This is a genomic window from Saccharopolyspora sp. MMCC62 (genome assembly GCF_057736575.1).
This window is the reverse complement of the sequence record NZ_JBYKCM010000001.1, coordinates 524,266-550,572: the sequence shown is the minus strand read 5'-3', so window position 1 is coordinate 550,572 and position 26,307 is coordinate 524,266. Positions and strand designations below refer to the sequence as shown.

22 protein-coding genes, 1 pseudogene and 1 riboswitch are annotated in these 26,307 nt (G+C 72.7%); of the genes and pseudogenes, 11 read left to right on the top strand and 12 right to left on the bottom strand.

What is annotated here, in order from left to right; genetic code table 11:
- Positions 1-49: 49 nt before the first annotated feature.
- A pseudogene (locus tag AC29IT_RS02535) lies at positions 50-1,933 on the bottom strand (propionyl-CoA synthetase); the annotation flags it as partial.
- Between the two features lie 402 nt (positions 1,934-2,335).
- Here AC29IT_RS02535 and AC29IT_RS02530 point away from each other — a divergent pair.
- From AC29IT_RS02530 to AC29IT_RS02495, 8 genes are all read left to right on the top strand, one after another.
- Positions 2,336-2,563 carry a hypothetical protein gene (locus AC29IT_RS02530; RefSeq protein WP_488217674.1) on the top strand — a complete coding sequence of 76 codons (228 nt, stop codon included), beginning with the start codon at positions 2,336-2,338 and terminating at the stop codon, positions 2,561-2,563.
- A gap of 327 nt (positions 2,564-2,890) precedes the next feature.
- On the top strand, positions 2,891-3,496 hold the full coding sequence (clsA, locus tag AC29IT_RS02525; RefSeq protein WP_488217910.1) for a cardiolipin synthase ClsA: 606 nt from the start codon (positions 2,891-2,893) through the stop codon (positions 3,494-3,496).
- Positions 3,497-3,651: 155 nt separating this feature from the next.
- Positions 3,652-4,035: a glycine cleavage system protein GcvH gene (gene gcvH / locus AC29IT_RS02520; protein WP_358445656.1), complete on the top strand. Its 384-nt coding sequence runs from the start codon at positions 3,652-3,654 to the stop codon at positions 4,033-4,035.
- Between the two features lie 114 nt (positions 4,036-4,149).
- On the top strand, positions 4,150-4,608 hold the full coding sequence (gene garA, locus AC29IT_RS02515) for a glycogen accumulation regulator GarA (protein ID WP_358445659.1): 459 nt from the start codon (positions 4,150-4,152) through the stop codon (positions 4,606-4,608).
- A gap of 505 nt (positions 4,609-5,113) precedes the next feature.
- Positions 5,114-5,590, top strand: coding sequence for a bifunctional nuclease family protein (locus tag AC29IT_RS02510; protein WP_224957385.1), 477 nt, complete (start codon positions 5,114-5,116; stop codon positions 5,588-5,590).
- Between the two features lie 328 nt (positions 5,591-5,918).
- On the top strand, positions 5,919-6,482 hold the full coding sequence (locus AC29IT_RS02505) for a MerR family transcriptional regulator (RefSeq protein WP_358445663.1): 564 nt from the start codon (positions 5,919-5,921) through the stop codon (positions 6,480-6,482).
- Positions 6,483-6,619: 137 nt separating this feature from the next.
- Positions 6,620-6,722, top strand: a riboswitch (glycine riboswitch).
- A gap of 164 nt (positions 6,723-6,886) precedes the next feature.
- Entirely contained in the window at positions 6,887-9,784 is a 2,898-nt protein-coding gene (gene gcvP / locus AC29IT_RS02500) for an aminomethyl-transferring glycine dehydrogenase (protein WP_358445666.1), read from the top strand.
- Positions 9,785-9,868: 84 nt separating this feature from the next.
- A complete protein-coding gene (locus AC29IT_RS02495) occupies positions 9,869-10,153 on the top strand; it encodes a HesB/YadR/YfhF-family protein (protein WP_358445667.1) in 285 nt (94 codons plus the stop codon).
- 106 nt (positions 10,154-10,259) lie between these two features.
- Here AC29IT_RS02495 and AC29IT_RS02490 read toward each other — a convergent pair whose 3' ends face one another.
- The 9 genes from AC29IT_RS02490 to AC29IT_RS02450 form a co-directional block, all read right to left on the bottom strand.
- The gene (locus AC29IT_RS02490) at positions 10,260-11,135 is read right to left on the bottom strand and encodes a 3-methyladenine DNA glycosylase (RefSeq protein ID WP_488217673.1); all 876 of its coding nucleotides are present in this window, start codon (positions 11,133-11,135) and stop codon (positions 10,260-10,262) included.
- Between the two features lie 17 nt (positions 11,136-11,152).
- On the bottom strand, positions 11,153-11,581 hold the full coding sequence (locus AC29IT_RS02485; RefSeq protein ID WP_488217672.1) for an acyl-CoA thioesterase: 429 nt from the start codon (positions 11,579-11,581) through the stop codon (positions 11,153-11,155).
- 2 nt (positions 11,582-11,583) lie between these two features.
- Positions 11,584-11,997 (bottom strand): MaoC family dehydratase, encoded by a 414-nt coding sequence (locus AC29IT_RS02480; protein ID WP_358447086.1) that lies wholly within the window; start codon positions 11,995-11,997, stop codon positions 11,584-11,586.
- On the bottom strand, positions 11,994-12,443 hold the full coding sequence (locus AC29IT_RS02475) for a hypothetical protein (RefSeq protein ID WP_488217671.1): 450 nt from the start codon (positions 12,441-12,443) through the stop codon (positions 11,994-11,996). Before AC29IT_RS02475 ends, AC29IT_RS02480 begins: the two co-directional genes overlap by 4 nt.
- Complete coding sequence (locus tag AC29IT_RS02470) at positions 12,440-13,990, bottom strand: AMP-binding protein (RefSeq protein WP_488217670.1); 1,551 nt, start codon at positions 13,988-13,990, stop codon at positions 12,440-12,442. The genes AC29IT_RS02475 and AC29IT_RS02470 overlap by 4 nt, the downstream gene beginning before the upstream one ends.
- Complete coding sequence (locus AC29IT_RS02465) at positions 13,987-14,421, bottom strand: nuclear transport factor 2 family protein (protein ID WP_488217669.1); 435 nt, start codon at positions 14,419-14,421, stop codon at positions 13,987-13,989. Before AC29IT_RS02465 ends, AC29IT_RS02470 begins: the two co-directional genes overlap by 4 nt.
- Positions 14,418-15,257: a mycofactocin-coupled SDR family oxidoreductase gene (locus tag AC29IT_RS02460; RefSeq protein ID WP_488217668.1), complete on the bottom strand. Its 840-nt coding sequence runs from the start codon at positions 15,255-15,257 to the stop codon at positions 14,418-14,420. The genes AC29IT_RS02465 and AC29IT_RS02460 overlap by 4 nt, the downstream gene beginning before the upstream one ends.
- Before the next feature lie 392 nt (positions 15,258-15,649).
- Positions 15,650-16,693, bottom strand: a complete 1,044-nt coding sequence (locus AC29IT_RS02455) for a hemolysin family protein (RefSeq protein ID WP_488217667.1) — start codon at positions 16,691-16,693, stop codon at positions 15,650-15,652.
- Positions 16,690-18,036 (bottom strand): hemolysin family protein, encoded by a 1,347-nt coding sequence (locus tag AC29IT_RS02450; RefSeq protein ID WP_358446235.1) that lies wholly within the window; start codon positions 18,034-18,036, stop codon positions 16,690-16,692. Before AC29IT_RS02450 ends, AC29IT_RS02455 begins: the two co-directional genes overlap by 4 nt.
- 857 nt (positions 18,037-18,893) lie before the next feature.
- On the opposite strand from AC29IT_RS02450, the gene AC29IT_RS02445 reads away from it, so the two are divergent.
- Complete coding sequence (locus AC29IT_RS02445; RefSeq protein ID WP_488217666.1) at positions 18,894-20,372, top strand: peptide MFS transporter; 1,479 nt, start codon at positions 18,894-18,896, stop codon at positions 20,370-20,372.
- Between the two features lie 49 nt (positions 20,373-20,421).
- Here the strand turns inward: AC29IT_RS02445 and AC29IT_RS02440 are convergent, their stop codons facing one another.
- Positions 20,422-22,644: an FUSC family protein gene (locus AC29IT_RS02440; RefSeq protein ID WP_358446241.1), complete on the bottom strand. Its 2,223-nt coding sequence runs from the start codon at positions 22,642-22,644 to the stop codon at positions 20,422-20,424.
- Between the two features lie 105 nt (positions 22,645-22,749).
- Positions 22,750-23,343 (bottom strand): TetR/AcrR family transcriptional regulator, encoded by a 594-nt coding sequence (locus tag AC29IT_RS02435; RefSeq protein WP_358446244.1) that lies wholly within the window; start codon positions 23,341-23,343, stop codon positions 22,750-22,752.
- 254 nt (positions 23,344-23,597) lie between these two features.
- On the opposite strand from AC29IT_RS02435, the gene egtA reads away from it, so the two are divergent.
- Both egtA and egtB read left to right on the top strand, forming a co-directional pair.
- A complete protein-coding gene (gene egtA, locus AC29IT_RS02430; protein ID WP_488217665.1) occupies positions 23,598-24,845 on the top strand; it encodes an ergothioneine biosynthesis glutamate--cysteine ligase EgtA in 1,248 nt (415 codons plus the stop codon).
- Between the two features lie 161 nt (positions 24,846-25,006).
- Entirely contained in the window at positions 25,007-26,305 is a 1,299-nt protein-coding gene (gene egtB, locus AC29IT_RS02425; protein WP_488217909.1) for an ergothioneine biosynthesis protein EgtB, read from the top strand.
- The last annotated feature ends 2 nt before the right edge of the window (positions 26,306-26,307 follow it).

Below are 26,307 nucleotides of genomic sequence, written 5' to 3'. Positions count from 1 at the left end.
GGCCGAACGGACGTATCGGGCGCCGCTCGGCCCGGCCGCGCTCCGGCGGTCAGCGCTCGCCGCGCAGCGCGGTGCGCAGGGCGTCCAGCACCGCCGGGTCCTCGATGGTGGAGGGCACCTTCGCCTCGCCGGTGTCGGCGATCTCCCGCATCGACTTGCGCAGCACCTTCCCGGACCGCGTCTTCGGCAGCCCGTCCACCACGTCCACGTCCCGGAACGCCGCCACCGGCCCGATCTGGTCCCGCACCGCGGCCACCAGCTCGGCCCGCAGCTCCGCCGGATCGACCTCGACACCGGACTTGAGCACCACGAAGCCGCGCGGCACCTGGCCCTTCAGCGCGTCGTGCACGCCGATCACCGCGCACTCCGCGACCGCCGGGTGGGCGGCGAGCACCGCCTCCATCGAGCCGGTGGACAACCGGTGCCCGGCCACGTTGATCACGTCGTCGGTGCGGCCCATCACGAACACGTAGCCGTCCTCGTCCACGTGCCCGCTGTCGCCGGTCAGGTAGTAGCCGGGGTAGCGGGACAGGTACGACTCCCGGAACCGCTCGTCGTCGCCCCACAGCGTCGGCAGCATCCCCGGCGGCAGCGGCTGCTTGATGCAGATCGCGCCGTCCACGCCGGGCGGCAGCTCCTCGCCCGCCTGGTCGAGCACCCGCACGTCGAACCCGGGCACCGGTACCGTCGGCGACCCCGGCTTGATCGGCATCGGTTCCAGGCCGCGCAGGTTCGCGCAGATCGGCCAGCCCGTCTCGGTCTGCCACCAGTGGTCCACCACCGGCACGCCGAGGGTGCGCACCGCCCACTGGTAGGTCTCCGGGTCCAGCCGCTCCCCGGCCAGGAACAGCGTGCGCAGCGAGGACAGGTCGTAGCGGGCGAGCTCGGCGGCGTCGGGATCGACGCGCTTGATCGCCCGGAACGCGGTCGGCGCGGTGAACAGCGCCCGCACCCCGTGCGCGGCGATGACCCGCCAGAACGCGCCCGCGTCCGGGGTGCCCACCGGCTTGCCCTCGTAGACCACGGTCGTAGCCCCGGCCAGCAGCGGGGCGTAGACGATGTAGGAGTGCCCGACGACCCAGCCCACGTCGGAGGCCGTCCAGAACACGTCACCGGGCCCGATGTCGTAGATCGCGCCCATCGACCAGCGCAGCGCCACCGCGTGCCCGCCGTGGTCGCGCACCACGCCCTTGGGGCGCCCGGTGGTGCCGGAGGTGTAGAGCACGTACAGCGGATCGGTGGCCGCCACGGGCACGCAGTCGGCGGGTTCGGCGGCCGCCAGGGCTTCCGCGGCATCGGCGTCGCCCGGTCCCAGCTCGGCCCGCGCCTGCTCCCGCTGGAACACCAGCACGCCGCCCGCCGGGCGGTGCTCGGCCAGCCGCAGCGCCTCGTCGACGATCGGCTTGTACTCCACGACCCGGTTCGGCTCCAGCCCGCAGGACGCGGCCACCACGATCGCCGGGTGGGCGTCGTCGATGCGGGCGGCGAGCTCCTTCGGCGCGAAGCCGCCGAAGACAACCGAGTGCACCGCCCCGATCCGCGCGCACGCCAGCATGACCACCAGCGCTTCCGGGATCATCGGCAGGTAGACGATCACCCGGTCGCCCTTGCCGACGCCGCGCGCCCGGAGCGCCCCGGCGAAGCGGGCGGTGCGGTCCAGCAGCTCGCGGTAGGTCCAGCGGGACACCTCGCCGGTCATCGCCGAGTCCCAGATCACCGCGGTCCGCTCGCCCCGCCCGTCGCGGACGTGCCGGTCCAGCGCGTTGAAGCAGGTGTTGAGCACCCCGTCCGGGAACCATCGCCCGGACTCGTCCAGCGCCCGCTCCGGTGCGCGGTCCCAGTCGATTGCGGTCGCGGCCTCCAGCCAGAACCCCTCGGGGTCGGCGAGGCTGCGCCGGTGCGCGTCGGCGTGGGCACCCATGGTCGAGACCTCCCGCGGTGATGTGTGGGACGGATGCCGGTGGTCTACCCGAAGGGGGCCGTCCGCGCCAGCACCCACGCGGTTCCCGCGGGCGGTGACCGCGACGCGCCGGGACCGCGGGCGTGGCGCGCCCGGGCCCGACAGTCCACAATGGTCGATCAGCGGAGGAGGTGGTTTCCGGTGCGGCTACCGAACATCGCGAGTTCCTGCGACGAGCGGTCGACACCGCTTCGGCCGCGCCGAACCCGCGCGCTTTCAAGATCATCCATTCGGCGTCGGGTCGCTCCCGCTGGGCGCAGGCGCGCCGAATTCGGGGAACCCCCGGTCGCCGGTCGAACACAATGCGTGGGTGGGGAGGCGGCCGGTTAACGCGGATCGCGACCGGGCCGACAACCGTGATGGAGGTGTCAAGCTGTGACCAGCGTGGAGATGACTCACCGGGACGGCATCGCCGGTGGTGAAGACGACGCGGCGGAACTACCCACCACCCCGTGCAGCGTGGTGTGGAGCCGTGGCCACTCGTTCGTCCTCGAAGGCGTCGGTGGCCGCGCCCGCTGGGCCGGGGTGGACGACCGCGGCCGGGCCCGCTTCCTGACCGACGCCGAGATGCGGCGCCGCGGCTGGAGCCACGAGCGCCGCTGACTCCGGCAGCGCACCCCGTGGCCGCTCCGGCCACCACCAGGGGGGTGTGGCACCCTGATCCGTGCGGACGCCCAGGGCGTCCCGGAGTCGCAGGCGCAGGTGAGCGCTTCGCGGCGGAACGCACAACCGCGTCAGGGGAGGGCTGTGGTGCAGGACGCCGACGGCACCACGGCCGGGTCCGGAGGCCGAGGTCGAGGGGGCGATCCCACGTCCCCGGAACCGGACGAACCGCGGATCACCGGCACCGAGCGGCCCGCGGCCGAACCGGCCGCGGACTCCGCCGGAGCGGACCGCGGCGGTGAACCGGCCACGCCGCCCGACCCCGGCATCGCCCGGATCAAGGAAGTCGCCGCGAGCGTCTGGGACGACCCGTGGATCACCTGGCCCAACCTGCTGAGCGCGGTGCGGCTCGCCGGGGTCCCGCTGTTCCTCTGGCTGCTGCTCGGCCCGCAGTCCGACCTGCTGGCGCTGCTGGTGCTGGTCGTCAGCGGAGCCACCGACTGGCTCGACGGCAAGCTGGCCCGCTGGCTCGACCAGTACAGCCGCGTCGGCGAACTGCTGGACCCGGCGGCCGACCGGCTCTACATCGTCGCCACGCTCATCGCCTTCGTGCTGCGGGACGTGATCCCGTGGTGGGCCGCGGCGGCGCTCATCGGCCGCGACGTGGTGCTCACCCTGTGCCTGCCGGTGCTGCGCTGGCACGGGTTCGAGCCGCCGGAGGTGCACTACCTCGGCAAGGCCGCCACGTTCTGCCTGATGTACGCGTTCCCGCTGCTGCTGCTCGTGCAGGAGGACTTCGCGTTCGCGGGCGTGGCGCGGCCGATCGCCTACGCCTTCACCTGCTGGGGCGGCGCGCTGTACGTGTGGGCGGGCGTGCTGTACCTGGTGCAGGTGATCGCCGCGGTGCGCGCCGCGCGCACGCTCAAGACCTGATCGGTCCAGGTCCGGCCGGTGCGGGTGTGATCACGCGCGGCCGCCTTGCGGCCGGGAGCGGCCCCGACCTAGGCTCGCTGGGTCCGTGGCGATCATCGCGCGGGTGCGGTGGCAGCCGGCCCCGCCCAGGTACGACGAGGAAGGCGGGACCACCAGTGGCCCCGGACGGGATCAAGTACACCCAGGAGCACGAGTGGGTGCGGCGCACCGGCGACGACACCGTGCGCATCGGCATCACCGACTACGCCCAGCAGCAGCTCGGCGACGTGGTGTTCGTGCAGCTGCCCGAGGTGGGCGAGACCGTCGAGGCCGGTGGCGGCATCGGCGAGGTGGAGTCGACCAAGAGCGTCTCCGACATCTACGCCCCGATCGCGGGGGAGATCGTCGCCCGCAACGAGCAGCTCGACCAGGAGCCGGAACTGGTCAACTCCGATCCGTTCGGCGACGGCTGGATGATCGAGATCAAGCTCGCCGACCCGGCCGCGTTCGACGGCCTGCTCAGCGAAAGCGACTACCAAGGCATCATCGACCAGGGATGATCGTTGATCTCGGGTTCGCGAACGGCGTGAGGTGGGAGTCCCGCGTCTGCGACCTGTGACGGCACGGTACGTTTGAACCACTTGCACGACCCATCCGCGCAGAGGAGAGCTCAGGTGAGCCAGAACGACGGGCCCGGCGGCGTTCCGCCGGAGCAGTCACCGGAGACCACCTCGGTCTTCAGGCCGTTCCTCTCGGAGCCGGAGAGCACCGAGAGTGCCCCCCAGGAGCCGGCGGCCTCCGGGGTCGATTCGCTGCCCGCCGGGGCTGCACTGCTGGTGGTCAAGCGTGGCCCGAACGCCGGGTCGCGGTTCTTGCTCGACCGCGAGACCACCAGTGCTGGACGCCACCCGGACAGCGACATCTTCCTCGACGACGTGACGGTGTCCCGTCGGCACGCCGAGTTCCGGCGAGAGGGCAACGACTTCGTCGTCGTCGACGTCGGCAGCCTCAACGGCACCTACGTCAACCGGGAACCGGTGGACACCTCGGTGCTGGCCAACGGCGACGAGGTGCAGATCGGGAAGTTCCGGTTGGTGTTCCTGACCGGTCCCATCGACGGTCAGGGCCGCTGAGGCGGACGTTCCGCGGACCGAGCGCATCGGGGCGACGCCGATCCGGCGCCGCCCCGATCGCTCTCGGCGGTGATCGTTCCAGGCGATCTCCGGGCCGCTGGTTCCCGCAGTCCGGAACGGGTTCTGCGGGATGCGGTGCGGTGTATCGTGACGGGGGACATCGTTCGCGTCGCGAGCGGTCGGCGCCCGACCCGGGAACCGACCTGGTCGGAGTCGCGGGAGCCGCGTCCGGTGAGCACCTCCGGGTGCCCGCGGAACCGGTGCGCGACGGCGTCGAAGACCGCCCCTGCCCGGGGCGGACAACGGAAGGGCCCGGTACCGGCGACCCCGCTGGTGCGAGGCCCGGAACGAGCCGGAAAAGCCGTCCACCGAGCGGAAAATCCGGGCGGGAACGACGGCCGGAGGTCGGCGTGTCCGCCGTATCGCGGGTAGCGTCAGAGGCGTCGGTGCGCGATCCTCGACCAAGGATGTCACGCTTCGGCGCGCTGGAGGAGGCGATGTGTCGATGAGCAGCGAAATGCGCGTCGTCGGCGTGCGAGTGGAACTACCAGCCAACCAGCCGATCCTGCTGCTGCGCGAGACCGAGGGCGAGCGGTACCTGCCGATCTGGATCGGATCGGTGGAGGCCACCGCCATCGCGCTGGAGCAGCAGGGCGTGCGACCCGCCAGACCTCTCACCCACGACCTGCTCAAGGACGTCATCGGCGCCCTCGGGCGGGACCTGGAGCAGGTGCGAATCACCGACCTGCAGGAGGGCACGTTCTTCGCGGAGCTCATCTTCGACGGGGACGTGCGGGTCTCGGCCCGGCCGAGCGACTCGGTGGCGCTGGCGTTGCGGATCGGGGTGCCGATCCACGCCGACGAATCGGTGCTGGACGAAGCCGGGCTGATCATCCCGGACGAGCAGGAGGACGAGGTCGAGAAGTTCCGGGAATTCCTGGACTCGGTCTCGCCGGAGGACTTCCGCGGCGCGGACACCTGATCGCGGCGGGCGGGGCTCGGCCCCGCCAGGCCGACCGCGTCGTTCGAGAGGGGCTCCTGGTGCCGCGCGCACCAGGGGCCCTTCTCGCATGCCGGGCCCCGGTCGGGGCACGCGTCACACCGGGGTCGGGGGACGGCTCCGCGCGTCGCGTTGACCCGGTCTCGGGGCGGGCTTACCTTCGAGGTGCGCGAATCGCCCCGATGTGATTTTCCAGGTCGGGGAAGGTCAAACCCCCGGTTCCATGATCGTTCGTGGTCGTTCTCGATGATCATGCGTCGAGCCGGGTTCGGTGGTTCGCCGGCTTCGGGCCGGGCGGAGGGAGGCAGGCGTGGTGGAGCGAGCACCTGGCGAGGAAGCCGCCGCAGGGGGTTCGGCACCGTTCCCGGACTCCGCGCTGCCGGACGAGCTCGTCGGTTATCGCGGACCCGCGGCGTGCCAGATCGCCGGGATCACCTACCGGCAGCTGGACTACTGGGCGCGCACCAAGCTGGTCGGGCCGTCCATCCGCGGCGCGGCCGGGTCCGGTTCGCAGCGGCTGTACTCGTTCAAGGACATCCTGGTGCTCAAGGTCGTCAAGCGGCTGCTGGACACCGGGGTCTCGCTGCACAACATCCGGGTCGCCGTCGAGCACCTGCGCCACCGCGGGGTCGAGGACCTGGCCCGGATCACGCTGTTCAGCGATGGCACGACGGTCTACGAGTGCACGTCCGCCGAGGAGGTCGTGGACCTGCTGCAGGGCGGTCAGGGCGTGTTCGGCATCGCGGTGAGCGGTGCGATGCGCGAGATCACCGGCACCATCCACGAGTTCCCCGCCGAGCGCGCCGACGGCGCCGAGGCCGTCGAGCCGGTCGGGGACGAGCTGTCCCGCAGGCGCGACCGCCGCATCGGCTGAGCGCTGCCACCCGGCACCGCTGGGTGCCGGGGCCATCACCGCCCGTCAGCGGCCCGCCTGGACCGTTGGGATGATCGGGCGGGATGAAGATCGCACCGTTCGGCCGTCACCGGATCGGGTAAGCTGCTGAGCATCGCCGACCCCGCGCGGGAGAGTTCGCCGTTGACCTGGTCAGCGGCGGCGCCGAAGGAGCAAACCCTCCCCGACAACCTCTCAGGCCTGCTGGACCGCACGGGCGAGATACCTCTGGAAAGCGGGACCACCGACGTGGTTCCCCGCCGACGGTGCAAGGCCGGTCCGCGGACCGGGTGAAGCTCTCAGGCGTTCGCATCGCGGACAGTGACAGAGGGGGAGAGCAGCACACGTGCTGCCGCCCTGTCCGTCGCGATGAATGAGGTGTGGCGATGACGACCGAAGACCGCATCCCGCTGGCCGCCCTGGAACACGGGACTCCGTTCGCCGACCGCCATGTCGGGCCGCTGCCCGCCGAACTGGCCCGGATGCTCGACGTGATCGGCGTCGGGTCGCTGGAGGAGCTCGGGCAGGCGGCCGTGCCCGACGGCATCCGGGAACGAGACCTGCAGCTGGCCCTGCCGGAACCGGCGACCGAAGCCGAGGCGCTCCGGCAGCTGCGCGACCTGGCGCGGCTCAACAGCCCGCACACCGAGATGATCGGGCTCGGCTACTACCCGACGATCACGCCGCCGGTGATCCGCCGCAACGTGCTGGAGAGCCCGGCCTGGTACACCGCGTACACGCCGTACCAGCCGGAGATCTCGCAGGGCAGGCTCGAGGCGCTGCTGAACTTCCAGACCATGGTGGCCGACCTGACCGGCGTGCCCGTGGCGAACTCCTCGATGCTCGACGAGGCCACCGCGGCCGCCGAGGGCATGACGCTGGTGCGCCGCGCGGGCCGGGCCAAGTCGCCGCGGTTCGTGGTGGACGCCGACGTGATGCCGCAGACCCTCGCGGTGCTGCGCACCCGGGCGGAACCGCTGGGCATCGAGGTCGTGGTGGCCGACCTGAGCGCGGGCGCCTCGGCGCTGCCCGAGGGCGACTTCTTCGGCGCGCTGCTGGCCTACCCCGGTGCCTCGGGAGCGGTGCGCGACCAGCAGGAGATCATCGAGCAGGTGCACGAGCGCGGCGGCATGGTCGTCGTCAGCGCCGACCTGCTCGCGCTGACCCTGCTGCGCGCCCCCGGTGAGCTGGGCGCGGACGTGGTGGTGGGCACCACGCAGCGCTTCGGCGTCCCGATGGGCTTCGGCGGCCCGCACGCCGGCTACATGGCGGTGCGCAAGGGCATCGAGCGGCAGCTGCCCGGCAGGCTGGTCGGCGTGAGCGTCGACGCGGACGGGAACCAGGCCTACCGGCTGGCGTTGCAGACCCGCGAGCAGCACATCCGCCGGGAGAAGGCCACCAGCAACATCTGCACCGCGCAGGTGCTGCTCGCCGTCGTGGCCGGCATGTACGGCGTCTACCACGGTCCCGCGGGGCTGCGGGCCATCGCGAAGCGGGCGCACCGGATGGCGGCCGTGCTGGCGGAGCGGCTGCGCCGCGGCGGGGTGCGCATCGAGCACGCCGCGTTCTTCGACACCCTCGTCGCCGAGGTGCCCGGCCGGGCCGCCGAGGTGGTGCAGGCCGCGCGGGACGGCGGCATCAACCTGCGCCACATCGACGACGACCACGTCGGTGTCAGCTGCGACGAGACCACCACGCGGGAAGCGCTGGTGCGGGTCGCGGAGGCCTTCGGCATCGCCGGGGGCGCGCTGGCCGACATCGACGAGCTGGACGCCGAGACCGAGGACGCGCTGCCCGCCGGGCTGCTGCGCACCTCCGAGTACATGACGCACCCGGTGTTCCACGCGCACCGCTCGGAGACCTCGCTGCTGCGCTACCTGCGCAGCCTGTCCGACTCGGACGTGGCGCTGGACCGCAGCATGATCCCGCTGGGCTCGTGCACGATGAAGCTCAACGCGACCGCGGAGATGGAACCGATCACCTGGCCGGAGTTCGCCGAGCTCCACCCGTTCGCGCCGGCCCAGGACGCGACCGGCCTGCTGGAGATCGTGCACGATCTGGAGCGCTGGCTGGCCGAGATCACCGGGTACCACTCGGTGAGCCTGCAGCCGAACGCGGGCAGCCAGGGCGAGTTCGCCGGGCTGCTGGCCATCCGCGCCTACCACCACAGCCGTGGTGCGGCGGCGCGGGACGTGTGCCTGATCCCGGCGAGCGCGCACGGCACCAACGCCGCCAGCGCCGTGATGGCCGGGCTCCGCGTGGTCGTGGTGCGCTGCGACGACCAGGGCAACATCGAGCTCGACCACCTGCGCGAAGTCGTCGACCAGCACCGCGACGACCTCGCCGCCATCATGATCACCTACCCGTCCACGCACGGCGTGTACGAGGACACCGTGGAACAGGTGTGCGCCCTGGTGCACGATGCGGGCGGTCAGGTGTACGTGGACGGCGCGAACCTGAACGCGCTGATCGGCCTGGCGCGGATGGGGGAGTTCGGCTCCGACGTCTCGCACCTGAACCTGCACAAGACGTTCTGCATCCCGCACGGCGGCGGTGGCCCCGGCGTCGGCCCGATCGGGGTGCGCGAGCACCTGGCGCCGTTCCTGCCGAACCACCCGCTGCAGCCCGCGGCGGGTCCGGCCACCGGGGTGGGGCCGATCAGCGCCGCGCCGTGGGGGAGCGCCTCGATCCTGCCGATCTCCTGGACCTACGTGCGGATGATGGGTTCCGACGGGCTGCGGCGGGCCACGCTGACGGCCGTGGCGGCGGCGAACTACGTGGCGCGGCGCCTCGACGAGCACTTCCCGGTGCTCTACACCGGTTCCGGCGGGTTCGTCGCGCACGAGTGCATCCTGGACCTGCGGGCGCTCACCAAGTCCTCCGGCGTCACGGTGGACGACGTGGCCAAGCGGCTCGCCGACTACGGGCTGCACGCGCCGACGATGTCGTTCCCGGTGGCGGGCACGTTGATGGTGGAGCCGACGGAGAGCGAGAACCTGGCCGAGCTGGACCGGTTCTGCGACGCGATGATCGCCATCAAGGGCGAGATCGACAAGGTCGCGAGCGGCCACTGGCCCGCCGACGACAACCCGCTCGTGCACGCTCCGCACACAGCGGCCTCGCTGGCCGGGCCGTGGGAGCACGCCTACACCCGGGCGGAGGCCGCCTACCCGCTGGGCACCGGCGCGCCGAAGGTGTGGCCCGCGGTGCGCCGGATCGACGGGGCGCGCGGGGACCGGAACCTGGTGTGCTCGTGCCCTCCGCTTTCGGCCTACGAGGGCTGACCGCGGCGCGGGGGTGAGCGGGAGCCGCTGCTGATGCACTACGGTGGGCGGCTCCATCCGATCGCCTCCGAGAGGAGTGCAGCAATGCTCACGATCAGCGAGAGCGCAGCCGAGGTCATCAAGGTCGTGCTGGCCGGCGGTGACTCGCCCGAAGGGTCGGGGCTGCGCATCGCCCCGGTCGCCGACGAGGCCGGCCAGGCCGAGTTGCAGGCGTCGATCGCCAGCGAGCCGCAGGGAGACGACCAGGTGGTGGAGGAATCCGGTGCCCGGGTCTTCCTCGAACCGCAGGCGGCGTCGCTGCTGGGCGACAAGGTGCTCGACGCCGAGCGCGACGACAACGGCGAGCTGAACCTGGCCGTCCGGGACTGAGCCGGAGCGACCCGCCGCGCGCGGGTCACCGAGCCGACGACAGCGCCGGCCGGGACCGGGGGAGCGAACTTCCCCCGGCCCGGTCGGCGCTGTCGTGTTCCGGGGCTCAGCCCACCGGCCGCGGGACGGCCAGCAGCAGCTCGCAGTGCTCGACCAGGCGGTCCCGCAGCGGCGCGGCCCGCTCGGCGAATTCGCGCTGCGCCCGCACGTAGGCGGCGCGCCCGTCGGGCGTCTCCACCGCGACGGGCGGGTAGCCGAGGTCGGCGAGGTCGTAGGGGCTGGCGCGCATGTCCAGTTCGCGGATGTCCACGGCCAGCTCGAAGCAGTCGGCGACGAGTTCGGCGGGCACCAGCGGGTCCAGCTTGTAGGCCCACTTGAACAGGTCCATGTTGGCGTGCAGGCAGCCCGGCTGCTCCAGGGCGACCTGGTCCTCGCGGGCCGGTTGCAGCGCGTTCAGCGGTCGCGCGGGCGGGGTGAAGAACCGGAACGCGTCGTGGTGGGTGCACTTGATCGGCATCGAGTCCACCACCTCGTCGGTGCCCGCGTGCCCGAGCCGCAGCGGCCAGGACTCGTGCCGCACGTCGCCGGGGGAGGTGCGGTAGACCATCGCCCACTCGTGCAGCCCGAAGCAGCCCAGCTGCGGGCTGCGGGAGCGGATCGCGGTGAGCAGCCCGTGCACGAAGCGCACCGAGTCGTGGCGCTTCGCGGTGAGCACCGCCGGGTCCAGCGCCACGCCCTCGTCGGTGCGCAGGTAGCCGCGGCGCTCCAGGAACTCGGCACCGCCTTCGAGCGCGACGCCGAAACCGGGCTGCCAGCGCTCCAGCAGCGACGGGCGGTGCGAGTAGTAGGTGAACAGGAAGTCCATCACCGGGTGCTTCTCCCCGGCGCGCTGCCTGCGGCGGTGCGGTCCCGTCCAGCGCTCCACCCGCTCCCGGTGCGCGGTCGCGCGGCCCCGCCATTCCTGTTCGCCCAGCACTCGCATAGTGCGGCCAGGATAGGTCAGCCCTCGTCGGTGCCGGTCCGGCCGGGGCGCAGCTGCGAGATCAGCTCCCGCAGCCGTGGCGGGACGGGAGCCTTCCCACCCTGCGGATCGCGGCAGGCGAAGGTCATCCGGCCGTGGACGACCAGCTCGCCGTCCCGGGTGAACTCGAAGCCCAGCGCGTAGGAGGTGGTGCCGATCCGGTCCCGCACCACTTCGCAGGCCAGTTCGTCGAACACCCGCACCGGCGCGAGGTAGGTGGCCTCCGAGTGCACCCCGACGGTTCCGGTGCCCAGCTGCGCGGCCAGCTCCGCGGAGCGCAAACCGCGGGCGTGCAACCAGCTGCTGTAGGCGCGCTCCATCCACGGGTAGTAGATCGCGAAGTACGCGATGCCGAGCGCGTCGCAGTCCCCGTAGGACAGCCGGAAGCGCTGCACCTGGTCGGACACCGTCACCCTCCGATGTGGACGGACGCGGTGCCGGAGAGCACCGGATCTCCGCCGAGCACGTCGAGTCCGACCGCGCAGGACGCGATCAGCGCACCGTCCTGTTCGGACACCCCGAGGACCGTGCCGTGCGCGCGCAGCCGATCCCCGGCGAACACCGCGCCGAGGTGGCGCAGCCGAAGCTCCCGGATCCGGTGCGCGCCGCCCGCCCAGCGCGCCAGCATCGACACCACGTACGCCTGGTTCAGCGGTCCCTGGTTGATCACCCGGTCGCCGAGCCCGAGCGCCCGCACCGCCGCCGGATCGAAGTGGATCGGGTTCGCGTCCCGCATCAGGGCCGCCATCGTCCGCATCTTCTCCGCGCTGACCGGCCCGACCTGGTGGTCGGGCAGCACGTCCCCGGGCCGCACGCCGCTCATCGCGGCCGCCGCGGGAACAGGATCGAGCTGGTGCAGGAGGCGGCCGGGGAGCCGTCCGGTTCGTGCAGGTCGAGGCGGTACTCGACCAGGTCGAAGACGCCGGTGCGGGCGCCGTGCTTGCGCCGCGCGGACTCGATCCGGCCGCGCACCGCGTAGGTGGCGCCGACCCGCAGCGGGCGGTGCAGCACGGTGTGCACCTCCCCGGCCATCGGGCCGTCCGACTCGCGGGCGCCGAACCAGGCCCAGAACCGCTCCCAGCTCACCCCCATCGCCGAGGTGGCGGCCAGGAACGCGAACACCGGGCTCTCCGCCCCGTCGTCCGGGTCGGCGAGCGCGCAGTCGTTCACCAGCCGCACCCACCACGGCTCCAAGGTGAACTCCCCGCCGGGGAACTCGGTGCCGACGAGCTCGGCCAGCGCCGCCTCGTCGGGTACGGGTGAGGTCATGTTCGCTCCTGATCCGCCCAGTAGGGGGCGCGCAGCTCGCGCTTGACCACTTTTCCGGTCGGCGCCTTGGGCAAGCTCGCGACGAAGTCGACCGACTTCGGCTTCTGGTAGGACGGCAACCGTTCCCGGGCGGTGGAGATGATCTCGGCCTCGGTGGCGGTGGTACCGGGCTTGAGCACCACGACGGCCTTCACGTTCTCGCCCCACTCCGGGTCGGGCACGCCGATGACCGCGCACTCCAGCACCGCGGGGTGGGCGGCCACGGCCTCCTCGACGGGGACGCTGTAGATGTTCTCCCCACCCGAGATGATCATGTCCTTGGCGCGGTCGACCACGTAGACGTAGCGGTCCTCGTCCCAGGTCGCCACGTCCCCCGTCCACAGCCACCCGGCGCGCAGCGTGCGCGCGGTCAGCTCGGGCCGGTTCCAGTAGCGGGCCATGTTCGCCTCCGAGCGCACCACGATCTGGCCCGGCGTGCGCCCGTCCCGCGGCACCTCGGCCCCCGAGTCGTCCAGCACCCGCAGCCGCGCCCCGAAGCCCTCCCGGCCGCAGGAGCGCAACCGGTGCGGGTGCCGCCCCGCGATCGCCGCGGCGTGGTCCTCCTGGGACAGGAACGCCATGCCGGGGCCCTCGGTCTGCCCGTAGCCCTGGATCAGCGAGCACGGGAACGACTCCAGCGCCGCCCGCACCACCGAGGTCGGCATCGGACCGCCGCCGTACTGGATGTTGCGCAGGCTGCGCAGGTCGTAGCGGTCGAACCCGGGCACCGCGAGCATCCAGTTCAGCATCGTGGTGATCCCCAGGAACGCCGAGACCCGCTCCTGCTCGATGACCCGCAGCGCCTGCTCGGCCGCGAAGTCCACCAGCACCAGCGGGCAGCCGTGCCGCAGGTAGTTCATCGCGAGCACGATCGGGATGTGGAACATCTGCCCGGTCAGCAGGTACACGTCACCGGGCACGATGCGTTCGGCGACGGTCTGGTGCGCACCGCCCGCCTCGGCGCTGGAGTGGGTGTGCAGGGCGCCCTTGCTGCGACCCGTGGTGCCGCCGGTGTAGAGGATGAAGAACGGGTCGTGGTCGCCGACGTGCTCGCTGCCGGGCGGTTCGGCGTCCGAGGCGGCCGCCAGCAGCTCCTCGTAGCCGCCGTCGCCGCCGAACTCCAGCCAGTGCGGCACCTCGCAGCTCCGCTGCAGCTCCGCGGCCTGCACCGACCACTCGGCGGCGGTGACCGCCACCTGCGGTGTCGCGTCCCGCAGCAGCCGGGCCAGCTCGGCGGTGTCGAGCCGCCAGTTCAGCGGTTGCAGCACCAACCCGGCCCGGCCGCACGCGAAGTACAGCTCCAGCAGCTCCACCCGGTTCCGGGACAGCGCCGCCACCCGGTCGCCGCGGCGCAACCCCAGCCCGAGCAGCCCGTTGGCGAGCCGCCGCACCCGCCGGTCCAGCTCCGCCCAGCGCACCCGCCGCCCGGTCGGCACGTCGTGCACGGCGAGCGCGCGCGGCGTCAGCGCCGCCCACTTCGCCGGGATGAGCCCCTGGTTGAGGGTCACGAGAACGGCAGGTCCAGCTCGATCCGGAGCGTCGCGATGCGCCACTCCCCGGAGCCGGCCCGCAGCTCAGCGAGGTACCGCCCGGTGGTGATCGCGCGCAGCGCGCCGTCGGCGACCGCGAACAGCGTCAGGTAGGTGCGCGCCCGCGCCCGGTCGCCCGCGTGGTCCAGCACCAGGTTGCTCAGCACGTGCTTGCGCCGGTCCCGCTGCGAGCGCGCGGTCTCCCGCACCAGCTCGACGATGGCGTCCCGGCCGCGGACCGGGCCCGCCACCGGGCCGTCCGCCACGCGCATCGACAGCTCGGCGTCGGCGGTGAAGCAGTCCGCCAGCAGCTCCAGGTCGCCCTCGTCGTAGCCGAGCGCGTAGCGCGCCAGCACCTCTTCGACCGCGGCCCGCACCGCCACGCCGCTCTCGGTGGCCGTCGCGCTCACCGGACGCCGACGCCGGCGTCGACGGGGAACACCGCGCCGGTCACGAACCGGGCTTCGTCGCTGGCGAGGAAGGCGACGGCATCGCTGACGTCGGAGTCCTCCACCCACTTGGTCGGCAGCACGTGCATCGCCCGCATCGCGGGTTCCGCGTTCTCCAGCGTCGGCTCCGCGTCCGGCGGGCTGAAGAGGCCGTAGAAGGCGGGGTTGCGGATCATCGGCGTGTTCACGTTCGTCGGGTGGACCGTGTTGACTCGGATGCCGTGCTCCCCGAGCTCATCGGCGAGGCTCTGCATCAGCCCGACCACGCCGTGCTTGGCCGCCGAGTAGTGCGCGAGCCCGCCGCGGCCCTTCATCCCGGCGACCGAGGAGATGAACAGCAGGCAGCCGCCGTCGCCCTGCTCGATCATCGTCGGGATCGCGACCTTCGCGGTGTGGAAGACACCGGTGAGGTTCACGTCGATCATGTCCTGCCACTGCTCGGCGGTCAGTTCCCAGCTGCGGCCGAAGCTGACGATGCCCGCGTTGGCGACGACGACGTCGACCCGGCCGAGTTCGGCGACGCCCGAGTCGAACGCGGCCTGCAGGCCGTCGAGGTCGCGCACGTCGGCGATCCGCACCTCGGCGCGTCTGCCCAGCTTCTCCACCCCGCGCGCGGTCTCGGCCAGGTCGTGCTCGGTGGGCATCGAGTAGACGGGCGCGACCGAGTCGATCTCGGCGCACCGGTCGACGGCGATGATGTCGGCGCCCTCGGCGGCGAACCGCAGCGCGTGGGAACGTCCTTGGCCGCGCGCCGCTCCGGTGATGAAAGCGACCTTGCCGGCCATCCGCTCGGCCATGCGTCCGCCCTTCCTCGCACGCCGGAGCACGCGGTGCGCGTGCTCCGGGAACCCGCGGACCTCGGCTCAGGGCCCGCTCCGTAGCGGAGTATGGCCTTGCCGATCTTGCTGTCAAGACGCCGGAAACCGCGCCCGGACGGCCCGGCGGGCCACGGCCGGGAGGTGCGTCGAGGCCGTTTGCAGCGCAGTTGCGGCGATCGCGCACGGTGCTCCGGTCATCACCCCGGGTGTTCGGTGCGGGTGAATTCACGCGTTCGGCGGAGGGGAAGGCCGCGAGGGTCGTCACCCGTTCGGCCGGAGCTCAGGGCCGGGTCGCGGGGGAGCGGTGGCCGGGAACGGCGGCGCGGGCCGCCCCCGAGGGGACGGCCCGCGCCGATCGAGCTCCGCGCCGGTCAGGCGGTGACGTGCGTGCCGTCCCGGACGGTGCCCACGTACTCCTCCACGAGGTCCTCCAGCGCGACCACGCCGTGCGAGGCGCCGTCCGCGTCGACCGCGACGGCCAGGTGGCTGCGCGCCCGCCGCAGCGAGGTCAGCGCCTGGTCCAGCCGGGCCGTCACCGGCACCGACGGCAGCCTGCGGATGCGGGTGGGCGCGACCGGGGTGGAGGGCTCGCCGCCCGCCTGGTCCAGCACGTCCTTCACGTGCAGGTAGCCGAGCAGCTCACCGGAGTCCGCGCGCACCGGGAAGCGGGAGAACCCGGTGCTGGACACCGCGTGCTCCACGTCGCCCAGCGTCGGGGCACCGGGCAGGCTGGTGACCTGGTCCAGCGGCACCAGCACGTCCGCGACGGTGTGCTCCACCGAGGACAGCGTCTGCGCCAGCCTGCGGTGCTCGGACTGCTCCAGCAGACCCTCGCGCCGCGACTCCACCAGCAGCTCGGCCAGCTCAGAGGACGTGTACGCCGTGTCCAGCTCGTCCTTCGGCTCCACCTTCAGCGCCTTGAGCACGCCGTTCGCCATCATGTTGAACAGCGCGATCAGCGGCCGCGCCAGCTTCACGAACGCCACCAGCGCGGGCACCAGCCACAGCGCCAGCCGCTCCGGGTCGGCGAGCGCCAGGTTCTTCGGCACCATCTCGCCGATCAGCACGTGCAGCACCACCACGATCGCCAGCGCGATCGTGAAGCCCAGCGCGTGCACCACCGGCGCGGGCACCGAGAACGGCTGGATGAGCAGCTCCAGCCGGTGCGCCACGGCCGGTTCGCCGAGCCGGCCCAGGCCCAGCGAGCACAGCGTGATGCCCAGCTGGGCGCTGGTGAGCATCAGCGAACCCTCCTGGCTCGCCTTGATCACGGTGCGGGCCCGGCTCACGCCCTGGTCCAGCAGCGCCTCCAGCCGGTCCCGGCGGGAGGACAGCAGCGAGAACTCCGCGCCCACGAAGAACGCGTTGAGCAGCAGCAACAGCACGCCGAGCAGGATCGCCACGGTGTCGCTCATCGGGTCCCCCCAGAGGTGCCGGTGGAGTCCGCCGGGTGGTGCGCCTTCGTCAGGCGCAGCTCGGCGATGCGGTGGCGGTCCATGCTCGCGACGGTGAGCCGCCACGGGCCCACCTCGACCTGGTCGCCGTAGGCCGGGATGCGGCCCAGCCGCGCCAGCACCAGACCGGCGACGGTCTCGTACTCGCCCTCGGGCATCTCGAAGCCGGTGGCCTCCTCGATCTCGTCGGCGCGCAGCAGCCCGGAGACGATCCAGGTGCCCTCGGTCAGCCTGCGCACCGCAGCGGTCTCCCGCCGGTCGTGCTCGTCGCGGACGTCGCCGATGATCTCCTCGACCACGTCCTCCAGGCTCACCAGGCCCGCGGTGCCGCCGTACTCGTCGACGACCAGGGCCAGCTGCAGCCCGGAACCGCGCAGCCGGTTCAGCAGCGAGTCACCGTCCAGCGTCTCCGGCACGGTCGGCACCGGGCGGGCCAGCGACCCGACCCGGGTGGTGTCGCGCTGGTCGCCGGGCACGCCGAACGCCTGCTTCACGTGCACCACGCCCTGCACGTCGTCCAGGTCGTGGTCGTGCACCGGGAACCGGGAGAACCCGGTGCGCCGGGCCAGCGTCAGCAGGTCCAGCACCGACGCGTCCGAGGGCAGCGACTCGACCTTCACCCGCGGCGTCATCAGCTCGTCCGCGGTGCGGTCGCCGAAGCGCAGCGAGCGGTCCATCAGGGCCGCGGTGGACTCGTCGAGCGTGCCGTGCTCGGCGCTGGAGCGGACGATCGATCCGAGCTCGTCGGGGGAGCGCGCCGAGCGCAGCTCCTCCTGCGGCTCGATGCCGAAGCGCCGCACCGCCCAGTTCGCGCTGTTGTTCATGCCGTCGATCAACCAGCGGAACACCTGCGAGAACCGGGAGTGGTAGCCGGAGACGGCACGGGCGGTCGGCAGCGGCCGGGCGATGGCGAGGTTCTTCGGCACCATCTCGCCGAACACCATCGACAACGTGGTCGCCAGCAGGATCGCCACCGTCAGCGACAGCGGTCCCGCCGCCGCGTTCGGCAGGCCGACGGCCAGGAACGCGGGGCGCAGCAGCTCACCGATCAGCGGCTCGGCCACGTAACCGGTGATCAGGGTGGTGAGGGTGATGGCGACCTGCGCGCCGGAGAGCTGGAACGACAGCGTGCGGTGCGCGCGCTGCACCGCTTTCGCCCGGCGGTCGCCGACCTGGCTGACGTGGGCGTCGACGGTGCTGCGTTCGAGCGACGTCAGGGAGAACTCGGCGGCGACGGCGAGCGCGGTGCCCAAGGTGAGCACGGCGACGAACAGGAGTCCGAGGACGGAGAGCACGATGGCCATCAGCGATCACCTCGCCGCAGGCCGGTAGTGAGCGGAAAGCCGGGACCACGTCCCGGCTCGGTACTTCCTTCAGGGGACTGTGCCGTGGGCACCGAACGTGTCACTCCTCGGGAGGAAAACGGAAATAAGCGACCCGAGTATATCCCGATCGGAGCACTGGAACCGCGCATCGTGACTCCGGCGATGCGCGGAAGGGATGTGGAGTCGCGGGGTGCGACGGCGCAGCCACCCGCGGTCACGCGGTCGCGTCCACCTCGGCGACCGCGGCAGGCTCAGCCCGCCGGCGCGCTCACCCCGGTCAGGACATTCGTGATCACCGCGCCGCCGGGGGAGCGCCGCACCCGGCCGCCGCCCACCGGCGATTCGCCGTCGAGCGGCAGGCCGTCCCGCTGCGAGACGCGCCCGAACCCGGGCGGGCCCGCCTCGGCGCCGACAGCCCGGACACGTGGGTGGCGGCGCCGTCGGACGAGATCGGGAAGGCCCGGCGATCCGCTGTTCCGGGGCGTCCTCCGCCGGCTCGCGCAGCAAATCGGGGTGCTCCATCCTGGCGGAACGCACCGCGCCTCCCGGCCCGCCCACCGCTGGACCGGAGCGCGACCGCGGATCTCGGGGACCCGCCGGGAAGGCGGACCCGCGAACCGCGGTGGGTGCGGGGGCAACGGCACTGCGTCCGATCGGCGGTAGCGCGATCGCGCCGAGTGCTCGCAGAACAGCGCTGCGTACGTCGCTGCGGATGATCACCCCACCGGTTTTCACCGTATTTCCAGGTTGCGGTTCACACCATTTGGGCAAGGCGTAACCTCTGCGCAGTTCCGCACGCGGCCACCCGCCGCACCAGCACCAGAGAGGTCGTGATCGTGAGTAACCCCACGGTTGCGGACGCGCCGCAGCAGGGCTTCTTCGGCCAGCCACGGGCACTGTCCACGCTGTTCTTCACCGAGATGTGGGAGCGGTTCTCCTACTACGGGATGCGCGGGATCCTCGCGCTCTACCTGTACACGGCGGTGCAGGACGGTGGTCTCGGGCTTCCGGAGACCACCGCCACCTCGCTCGTGTCCGCCTACGGCGCCTCGGTGTACCTGACCGGCGTCGCCGGCGGCTGGATCGCCGACCGGATCTTCGGTGCTCGCCGCGCCGTGTTCTGGGGTGGCGTCCTGATCATGTTCGGGCACATCGCGATGGCGATTCCCGGCGGTCTGGTCACCACCGGCATCGGCATCGTGCTGATCATCGCCGGTACCGGCTTGCTCAAGCCGAACGTCTCGAAGATGGTCGGCGACCTCTATGCGCAGCAGGACAAGCGCCGCGACGCCGGTTTCTCGATCTTCTACATGGGGATCAACCTCGGCGGGTTCGCGGGGCCGCTGATCGCCGGGTTCCTCCAGTCCGAGATCGGCTTCCACTGGGGCTTCGGCGCCGCCGCGGTCGGCATGGCGCTGGGCCTGGTGCAGTACGTGCTGGGCAGGCGCAACCTCTCCAGCGTCAGCGACGTGCCCGGCAACCCGCTGCCCGCCGAGCACAAGGGCGCCGTGCTGGGCCGCGCCGGCGGCATCGCCGCGGTGTTCGTGATCGGGCTGGTGGCGCTGGTCGGCACCGGGGTCATCGGTCTCGGCGGCCTCGTCAACGTGGTCACGGTGATCTCGGCCGTGCTGCCGATCGCCTACTTCACGGTGATGCTCAGCAGCAAGCAGATCACCAAGGTGGAGCGGGAGCGGCTCGTCGCCTACATCCCGCTGTTCCTCGCGACCGCGCTGTTCTTCATGCTCTTCGAGCAGCAGGCCAGCACCCTGGTGATCGTCACCGACATGCAGACCACCCACGAGGTGTTCGGCTGGGAGTTCCCGGTCAGCTGGTTCCAGTCGATCAACTCGCTGGCGATCATCATCCTGGCACCGGTGTTCGCCGCGCTGTGGCTGAAGCTGGGTGACCGGCAGCCGAGCACGGCGATCAAGTTCGTCGGCGGTCTCGTGTTCGTCGGACTGGGCTTCCTGTGGGTCGTGGTGTCCGGGTTCATCACCGACTCCAGCGGCAAGCAGCTGGCGCTGGTGGTGGCGCTGGTGTTCGTCATCCTCACCATCGGTGAGCTGATGCTCTCGCCGGTCGGGCTGTCGGTGACCACGAAGCTGGCGCCGCCGGTGTTCTCCTCGCAGACGATGGGCCTGTACTTCCTGGCCCCGGCGCTGGGGCAGGGCGTCGGCGCGCAGGTCGTGAAGCTCTACGACCCGGCGAACCAGATGCTGTACTTCGGCGTGATCGGGTTGGCGACCATCGCCTGCGGCGGGCTGCTCGCGCTGGGCGCACCGAAGATCAAGAAGTTGATGCACGGGGTGCCGTGATCCAGCCCCTCGACGGCGGCGGGCGGTCCGGTTCGGGCCGCCCGCCGCGTCATGCCGGGGCCCGCTCCCGGGTGCTGCCGAGACCGGTCTCCTCGGCGAGGTCGTCCAGCAGCCCCCGCAGCCGGTCCAGGGTGGCGAGCGTGCGGTGCAGCGAGGTCGGGTCCTGCGGCAGCGACTCGGCGAGGTCGCGCAGGTCGTCGGCCCAGGACTGCGCGGACTCGCGGGCCTCCCGGGTGCTCTGGGTGGCCTCCTGGGTCATCGATTCGGCCGTCTCGGCCATCGCCCACAGCAGTTCGGCCAGCCTCTCGCGGGTGTCCCCGTCGAGCATGTCCACGGCGGGCGGCAGCACGGCCGCCAGGTTGCGGGCGGCGTAGGCGCAGCCGGTGAGCACCGTCAGGGACCGGTCGAGCGCGCTGCGCCGCGACGGCATCCGGTACGCCAGCAGCGGCCGGGCGCTGGAGAGCGAGCTGTCCAGCGCGTCGTCCACCTCGCGGACGCCTTCGCGCAGGCCCTCGCCGCAGTCGCCGGCGCTCACCGCGGTGCCGGTCGACCGCAGCAGGTCCCGCAACCGCAGCAGGAAGTCCTCGGCGTTGTCCCGCACCAGCCGCCGGGTGCGGGTGGGCAGCACCACCGTCGCCGCCAGCACCCCGGCGCTCGCGCCGATCGCGGTCTCGGCGAGCCGCACGCCCAGCACGCTCACGTCGAAGGTGCCGAGCACCGCGTAGAGCGCCCCCAGCATCGTGGTGATGAAGAAGGTCATCCCGGCGTAGGACACCCCGGCCAGGTAGAACGCGGCGAACACGCAGCACAGGATCACCAGCAGCTCCGCGGCGGGATCACCGGTGATGCGGGAGGCCACCAGCACCCCGGCGACCACCCCGAGCATGGTGCCCGCGGTGCGCTGCCAGGCCCGCACCAGCAGCTCGCCGCGGCTGTTCGCGCTGATGAACACCACGAACGCCGTGATCACCGCCCAGTACCAGCGGTTCGGCGAGACCAGCTGGCCGAACACGATCGCCATCGCGGCGGCGCAGGTGGCCTGCACGGCTGCGCGCACCTCGGGGCGGCGCAGCCCGGTCTCCTCCTGCTCCCCGCGGTCCCGGTCCTGGTCGTCCCGGTCCCGGTCGGCCGCGTCGCGCTCCTCGCGGGAGCTCTGCCCGGCGTCCTCCCCGGCGGTGCCGTCGGCGTCCCCGGTGCGCGGTGCGACCCGGCCGAGGTCGCCGTAGGCGGCGGTGAGCTCGGCGAGCGCCGCCCCCAGCCTGCGGATCGCCATCGCCAGCTCCACCGAACCGTCCCGCGTCGTCCGGGACCCGTCGCCGTCCGCGACCGCGGTGGCCGCGCCCGGTGCGGCGCGCACCCCGTCGCGTTCGATGCGGTCGGCCAGCGAGCGCGCGGCCGCTCGGACCTCGGAGGCGTCGCTGCGCACCACCGCCAGCAGCTCCGCGACGGCCTGCGGGACCGCCGTTCCGCCGCTGGGGTGGTCGAGCACCCGCATCAGCGGGGTCAGCAGGTTCTCCGCGGTCAGCTCGACGCCGAGGATGCGCCGCCGCAGCAATTCCCGGCCCGCCTCGCCGAGCTCGTCGAGGTCGGACACGGCGCTCTCCAGCATCCGGGCGGTCTCGTTGAGCCGCACCGAGCGGTGCCGCAGCCGCTTGCGGCGCCGCTCCGAGTCCGGCTGCTGGGCCAGCGCGCGCACCTCGTGCAGCAGGGCCTGCACCTGGGCGCGCAGCGTGCGCCGCCCCCGCTCCAGCACCCCGCGCGGGTCGTCTCGCAGCAGCACGAACCGCAGCAGGAACGCGCTGCCCGCCCCGCACACCGCCGCCCACAGCAGGTCCGGCAGCTGCGGCAGCTGCGGGCGGAGGAACATCGCGAAGAAGTACCCCATGAACGCGACCATCCCGAACGCGAAGTACCGCGAACCGAACCGCCGGATGTAGGTCGCCGCGAACACCACGGGCAGGAACAGCGCCACGTGCAGCACCGGCAAGCCGGCCGTGGAGGTGGCCAGGGCGAGGGAGATCGCGGCGGGCACCGGGATCAGCAGCGTGGTGCGGCGGCGTTCCCGTTCGGTGGCGTCGTTGACCGCGGTGACCGAGTTGATCGCCACCACCGCGGCGACCATCCCGTTGGTCACCGGCCGGTGCAGCAGCCAGAGCGCTCCCATCGCGACGATGAGCGCGAAGGCCACCGCCAGCGTCGTGCGTGCGGCGTTGCGCAGCCTGCGCAACGCCGGGTCGGAGGCGAGGAAGCGGTTCCACCACTCGCTGACCACGTTGCGCTCGCTCCTTCCTCGCCGCTCGCCGCGGCCGCCGCCGCGACCCTACGCCGCGCTACCGCCGGATGGGCGTGGCGCGCCGGGCGGACGGGGGAGCGGTTGTCAGGCCCCGCGGTGCCTGCGCACGCTCTCCTCGACGACGTCGAGCACCGGGCCGAGGTCGTCGGCGGGCAGGCCCATCGCCAGGTGCGAGACGAGTCCTTCGAGGACCAGTTCGAGGTAGGCGGTGAGCACGTCGACGTCCACGTCGTCGCGCAGGTTCCCGCCGTCGCGCTGCCACTGCAGGCGGGCCTTGGTGGCGGCGGTGAGCTGTTCGGAGCGCTGCGCCCAGCGGGCCCGGAACTCGGCGTCGGTGCGCAGCCGCCGCGACACCTCCAGCCGGGTTCCCAGCCACTCGGCCTCCGGTTCGCTGCCGCCGCCGGGGGTGCGGTCGGCGAGCAGGTCGCGCATCACCTGCACGAGGCCTTGCTCGGCGACCACGTCGGCCATCCGGGCGGCGTCGTCCTCGGCGAGGGCGAGGAAGAGCGATTCCTTGTCCTTGAAGTGGTGGAAGATCGCGCCGCGGGACAGTCCGGTGGCCTCTTCCAGCCTGCGGACGGTGGCACCCTCGTACCCGTTGCGGGCGAAGCAGCTGCGGGCACCGTCGAGGATCTGGCGGCGCCTGGCCTGGAGGTGATCCCGACTGACCCTGGGCATGGGTTGATCGTCCCAGTTCGGTCGCGCCCCATGCAATCCGTACGTACGTATTGTTGGCAACCATCCACCTGTTGGGGAAGTATTCCGCAGAGGCACTGGACTTCTCCGCACACCTGCGCACCGATTTCGACCCGCCCGTGACGTTCGCCCGATTCGTGGCGTTCCCGCCGGCTCCGGTCGGGCAGGCACCGCGCCCGGACGGTCCCGGCGGCCCAGGTGGGCCCCGGTGGCGCCGGTGCTCTACCCAGGTGGTGATGATCCGCATGACCGCGTCGATCGATTCCCCCTCCGCGGCGCACCCGCCCGCCGAGGTACCCAGCTCCCGCATCCGCACCAGGGCCGAAGCGGAGGCCTACGTGGCTTCGGTCTGCTTCAAGCACGGGCCTCCGAGGCTGCTCGGCGTCGAACTCGAATGGACCGTCCACCACGCGGCCGATCCCCGGCGGCCGCTCGACGCCGAGGCGCTCATCGCGGCGCTCGGCCCGCACGCCCCCCGCTCCCTGGTCCCGGACAGCCCGCAGCGCCCGCTGCCTAACGGCTCCGCGCTCACCGTCGAACCCGGTGGCCAGGTCGAGGTCTCCAGCCTCCCGTCGCCCTCGCTGCGGTCCCTGCTCGACACGACCGCCGCCGACGCCGCGCACGTCCGGCGCAGGCTCGCCGACGCCGGACTGCTGCTCGGCGAGCGCGGCACCGATCCGTGGCGCATCCCGCACCGGTTGCTGCACGTCCCCCGCTACGCCGCGATGGAGTGCGCATTCGACCGCATCGGCATCGGTGGCCGGCTCATGATGTGCAGCACCGCAGGGGTGCAGGTGTGCCTGGACGCCGGTGAACCGCACCGGGTCGCGGCGCGCTGGGCGGCGCTGCACGCGCTCGGCCCGGTGTTCATCGCGGCGTTCGCGAACTCCCCGCAGCTGTTCGGCGACCCCACCGGCTGGGCGTCGGCGCGCACCCGCTCGCTGCTGCGCACCGACATCCCGCGGATGCGCCCCGGCCCGGCGACGGCCGATCCGGGCGCGGACTGGGCGCGCCGGGTGCTGGACACCGCGCTGCTGTGCCTGCGCCGCGACGGCACCGACTGGCGGGCGCCCGGCGGGGTGACCTTCGCCGAGTGGATCTGCGGCGCGCTGCCCTGGCCACCGACCTTCGACGACCTCGACTACCACCTGAGCACGCTGTTCCCGCCGGTGCGGCCGCGCGGGTACTTCGAGGTCCGCTACCTGGACGCGCAGCACGGCGACGGCTGGATGCTGCCCGCCGCCGCGCTCGCCGCGCTGTTCGCCGACGAGTCCGCTGTGGACCGAGCGCTGGAGCTCGCCGCGCCCGCCGCGGGCCGCTGGGTCGCCGCCGCCCGCCACGGCCTCGGCGACCCGGTGCTGGCCCGCACCGCGACCGCCGTGCTGGAGCTGGCCTGCCGCGAGCTCGACCGGCTGGACGAGACCCCGGAACTGGTGGAACCGCTCGCCGACGTGGTGCGCAACCGGCTCGCCGAAACCCGCTGACCGACGCGCAGTCATCCCGCGCGTCGAGGTGGCAGCCCCGGCGCGCCCTTCCCGCCGAACATGGAGGTGACCCGGTGAACACCAGGTCCCAAGCAGGCACCGAACCCCAGCACCCCCCGCGTCCCGGCCGCGGCGACCTCGCCGACCTCGGCGTCGAAGCGCTGCGCTCGCGGGTGGCCGACGAACTCATCCGCACCCGCGCCCGCAGCGAGGCGCTCACCGGCAGCGTCGACGACGACGACCTCACCCGGCAGCACTCGCCGCTGATGTCGCCGCTGGTGTGGGACCTCGCGCACATCGGCAGCCAGGAGGAACTGTGGCTGGTGCGCGACGTCGGCGGGGCCGAGGCGATCCGCCCCGACATCGACGACCTCTACGACGCGTTCCAGCACCCGCGCCGCGACCGGCCGCAGCTGCCGCTGCTCGGTCCCGCCGAAGCCCGCTCCTACGTGGGCGAGGTGCGGACCAAGGTGCTCGACCTGCTCGACCGCGCCCCGCTGGAGGGCAGGCGGCTGGTGGCGCAGGCGTTCGCGTTCGGCATGATCGTGCAGCACGAGCAGCAGCACGACGAGACGATGCTCGCCACCCACCAGCTGCGGCAGGGCCCGCCGGTGCTCACCGCCGACGACCCGCCCGCCGCCGGAGCCGAGGCGCTGCCCGCGGAGGTCCTGGTGCCGGGCGGGCCGTTCACGATGGGCACCTCCACCGAACCGTGGGCGCTGGACAACGAACGCCCCGCCCACCGGGTGCACGTGCCGGACTTCCTCATCGACACCACCCCGGTCACCAACGCTGCCTACCGGCGCTTCGTCGACGGCGGCGGCTACGACTCGCCGCGCTGGTGGAGCGAGGAGGGCTGGGCGTACCGGCAGCACGCGGAGCTCACCGCGCCCCGGTTCTGGCGGCGCGACGGCGACGGCTGGCTGCGCCGCCGGTTCGGGCACGTCGAGCCGTTGCCGCCGGACGAACCGGTGCTGCACGTCAGCTTCCACGAGGCCGAGGCCTACGCGCGGTGGGCCGGCAAGCGGCTGCCCACCGAGCAGGAGTGGGAGAAGGCCGCTCGCCACGACCCGCGCACCGGGCGCTCGCTGCGCCACCCGTGGGGCGACGAGGACCCCGGGCCGGAGCACGCCAACCTCGGCCAGCGGCACCTGCGGCCCGCGGCGGCCGGTGCCTACCCGCTGGGTGCGGCGCCGTGCGGGGCGCGCCAGCTCATCGGCGACGTGTGGGAGTGGACGTCCTCGGACTTCCTGCCCTACCCGGGTTTCGCGGCGTTCCCGTACCGGGAGTACTCGGAGGTGTTCTTCGGCCCCGGGCACAAGGTGCTGCGCGGCGGCTCGTTCGGCACCGATGCGGCGGCCTGCCGCGGCACCTTCCGCAACTGGGACCTGCCGATCCGGCGGCAGATCTTCAGCGGCTTCCGCTGCGCCCGCACCCCGCGCCCGGACGAGCTCGGCTGAGC

What these genes read in the sequence shown, in the direction of transcription:
- AC29IT_RS02475 (WP_488217671.1), bottom strand. Translation starts at nt 12,443, where the DNA reads ATGACCTCACCCGTACCCGACGAGGCGGCGCTGGCCGAGCTCGTCGGC.
- AC29IT_RS02450 (WP_358446235.1), bottom strand. Translation starts at nt 18,036, where the DNA reads ATGGCCATCGTGCTCTCCGTCCTCGGACTCCTGTTCGTCGCCGTGCTC.
- gcvP (WP_358445666.1), top strand. Translation starts at nt 6,887, where the DNA reads ATGACGACCGAAGACCGCATCCCGCTGGCCGCCCTGGAACACGGGACT.
- egtA (WP_488217665.1), top strand. Translation starts at nt 23,598, where the DNA reads ATGATCCGCATGACCGCGTCGATCGATTCCCCCTCCGCGGCGCACCCG.
- AC29IT_RS02460 (WP_488217668.1), bottom strand. Translation starts at nt 15,257, where the DNA reads ATGGCCGAGCGGATGGCCGGCAAGGTCGCTTTCATCACCGGAGCGGCG.
- AC29IT_RS02510 (WP_224957385.1), top strand. Translation starts at nt 5,114, where the DNA reads ATGAGCAGCGAAATGCGCGTCGTCGGCGTGCGAGTGGAACTACCAGCC.
- AC29IT_RS02435 (WP_358446244.1), bottom strand. Translation starts at nt 23,343, where the DNA reads ATGCCCAGGGTCAGTCGGGATCACCTCCAGGCCAGGCGCCGCCAGATC.
- AC29IT_RS02455 (WP_488217667.1), bottom strand. Translation starts at nt 16,693, where the DNA reads ATGAGCGACACCGTGGCGATCCTGCTCGGCGTGCTGTTGCTGCTGCTC.
- AC29IT_RS02495 (WP_358445667.1), top strand. Translation starts at nt 9,869, where the DNA reads ATGCTCACGATCAGCGAGAGCGCAGCCGAGGTCATCAAGGTCGTGCTG.
- AC29IT_RS02480 (WP_358447086.1), bottom strand. Translation starts at nt 11,997, where the DNA reads ATGAGCGGCGTGCGGCCCGGGGACGTGCTGCCCGACCACCAGGTCGGG.
- AC29IT_RS02490 (WP_488217673.1), bottom strand. Translation starts at nt 11,135, where the DNA reads ATGCGAGTGCTGGGCGAACAGGAATGGCGGGGCCGCGCGACCGCGCAC.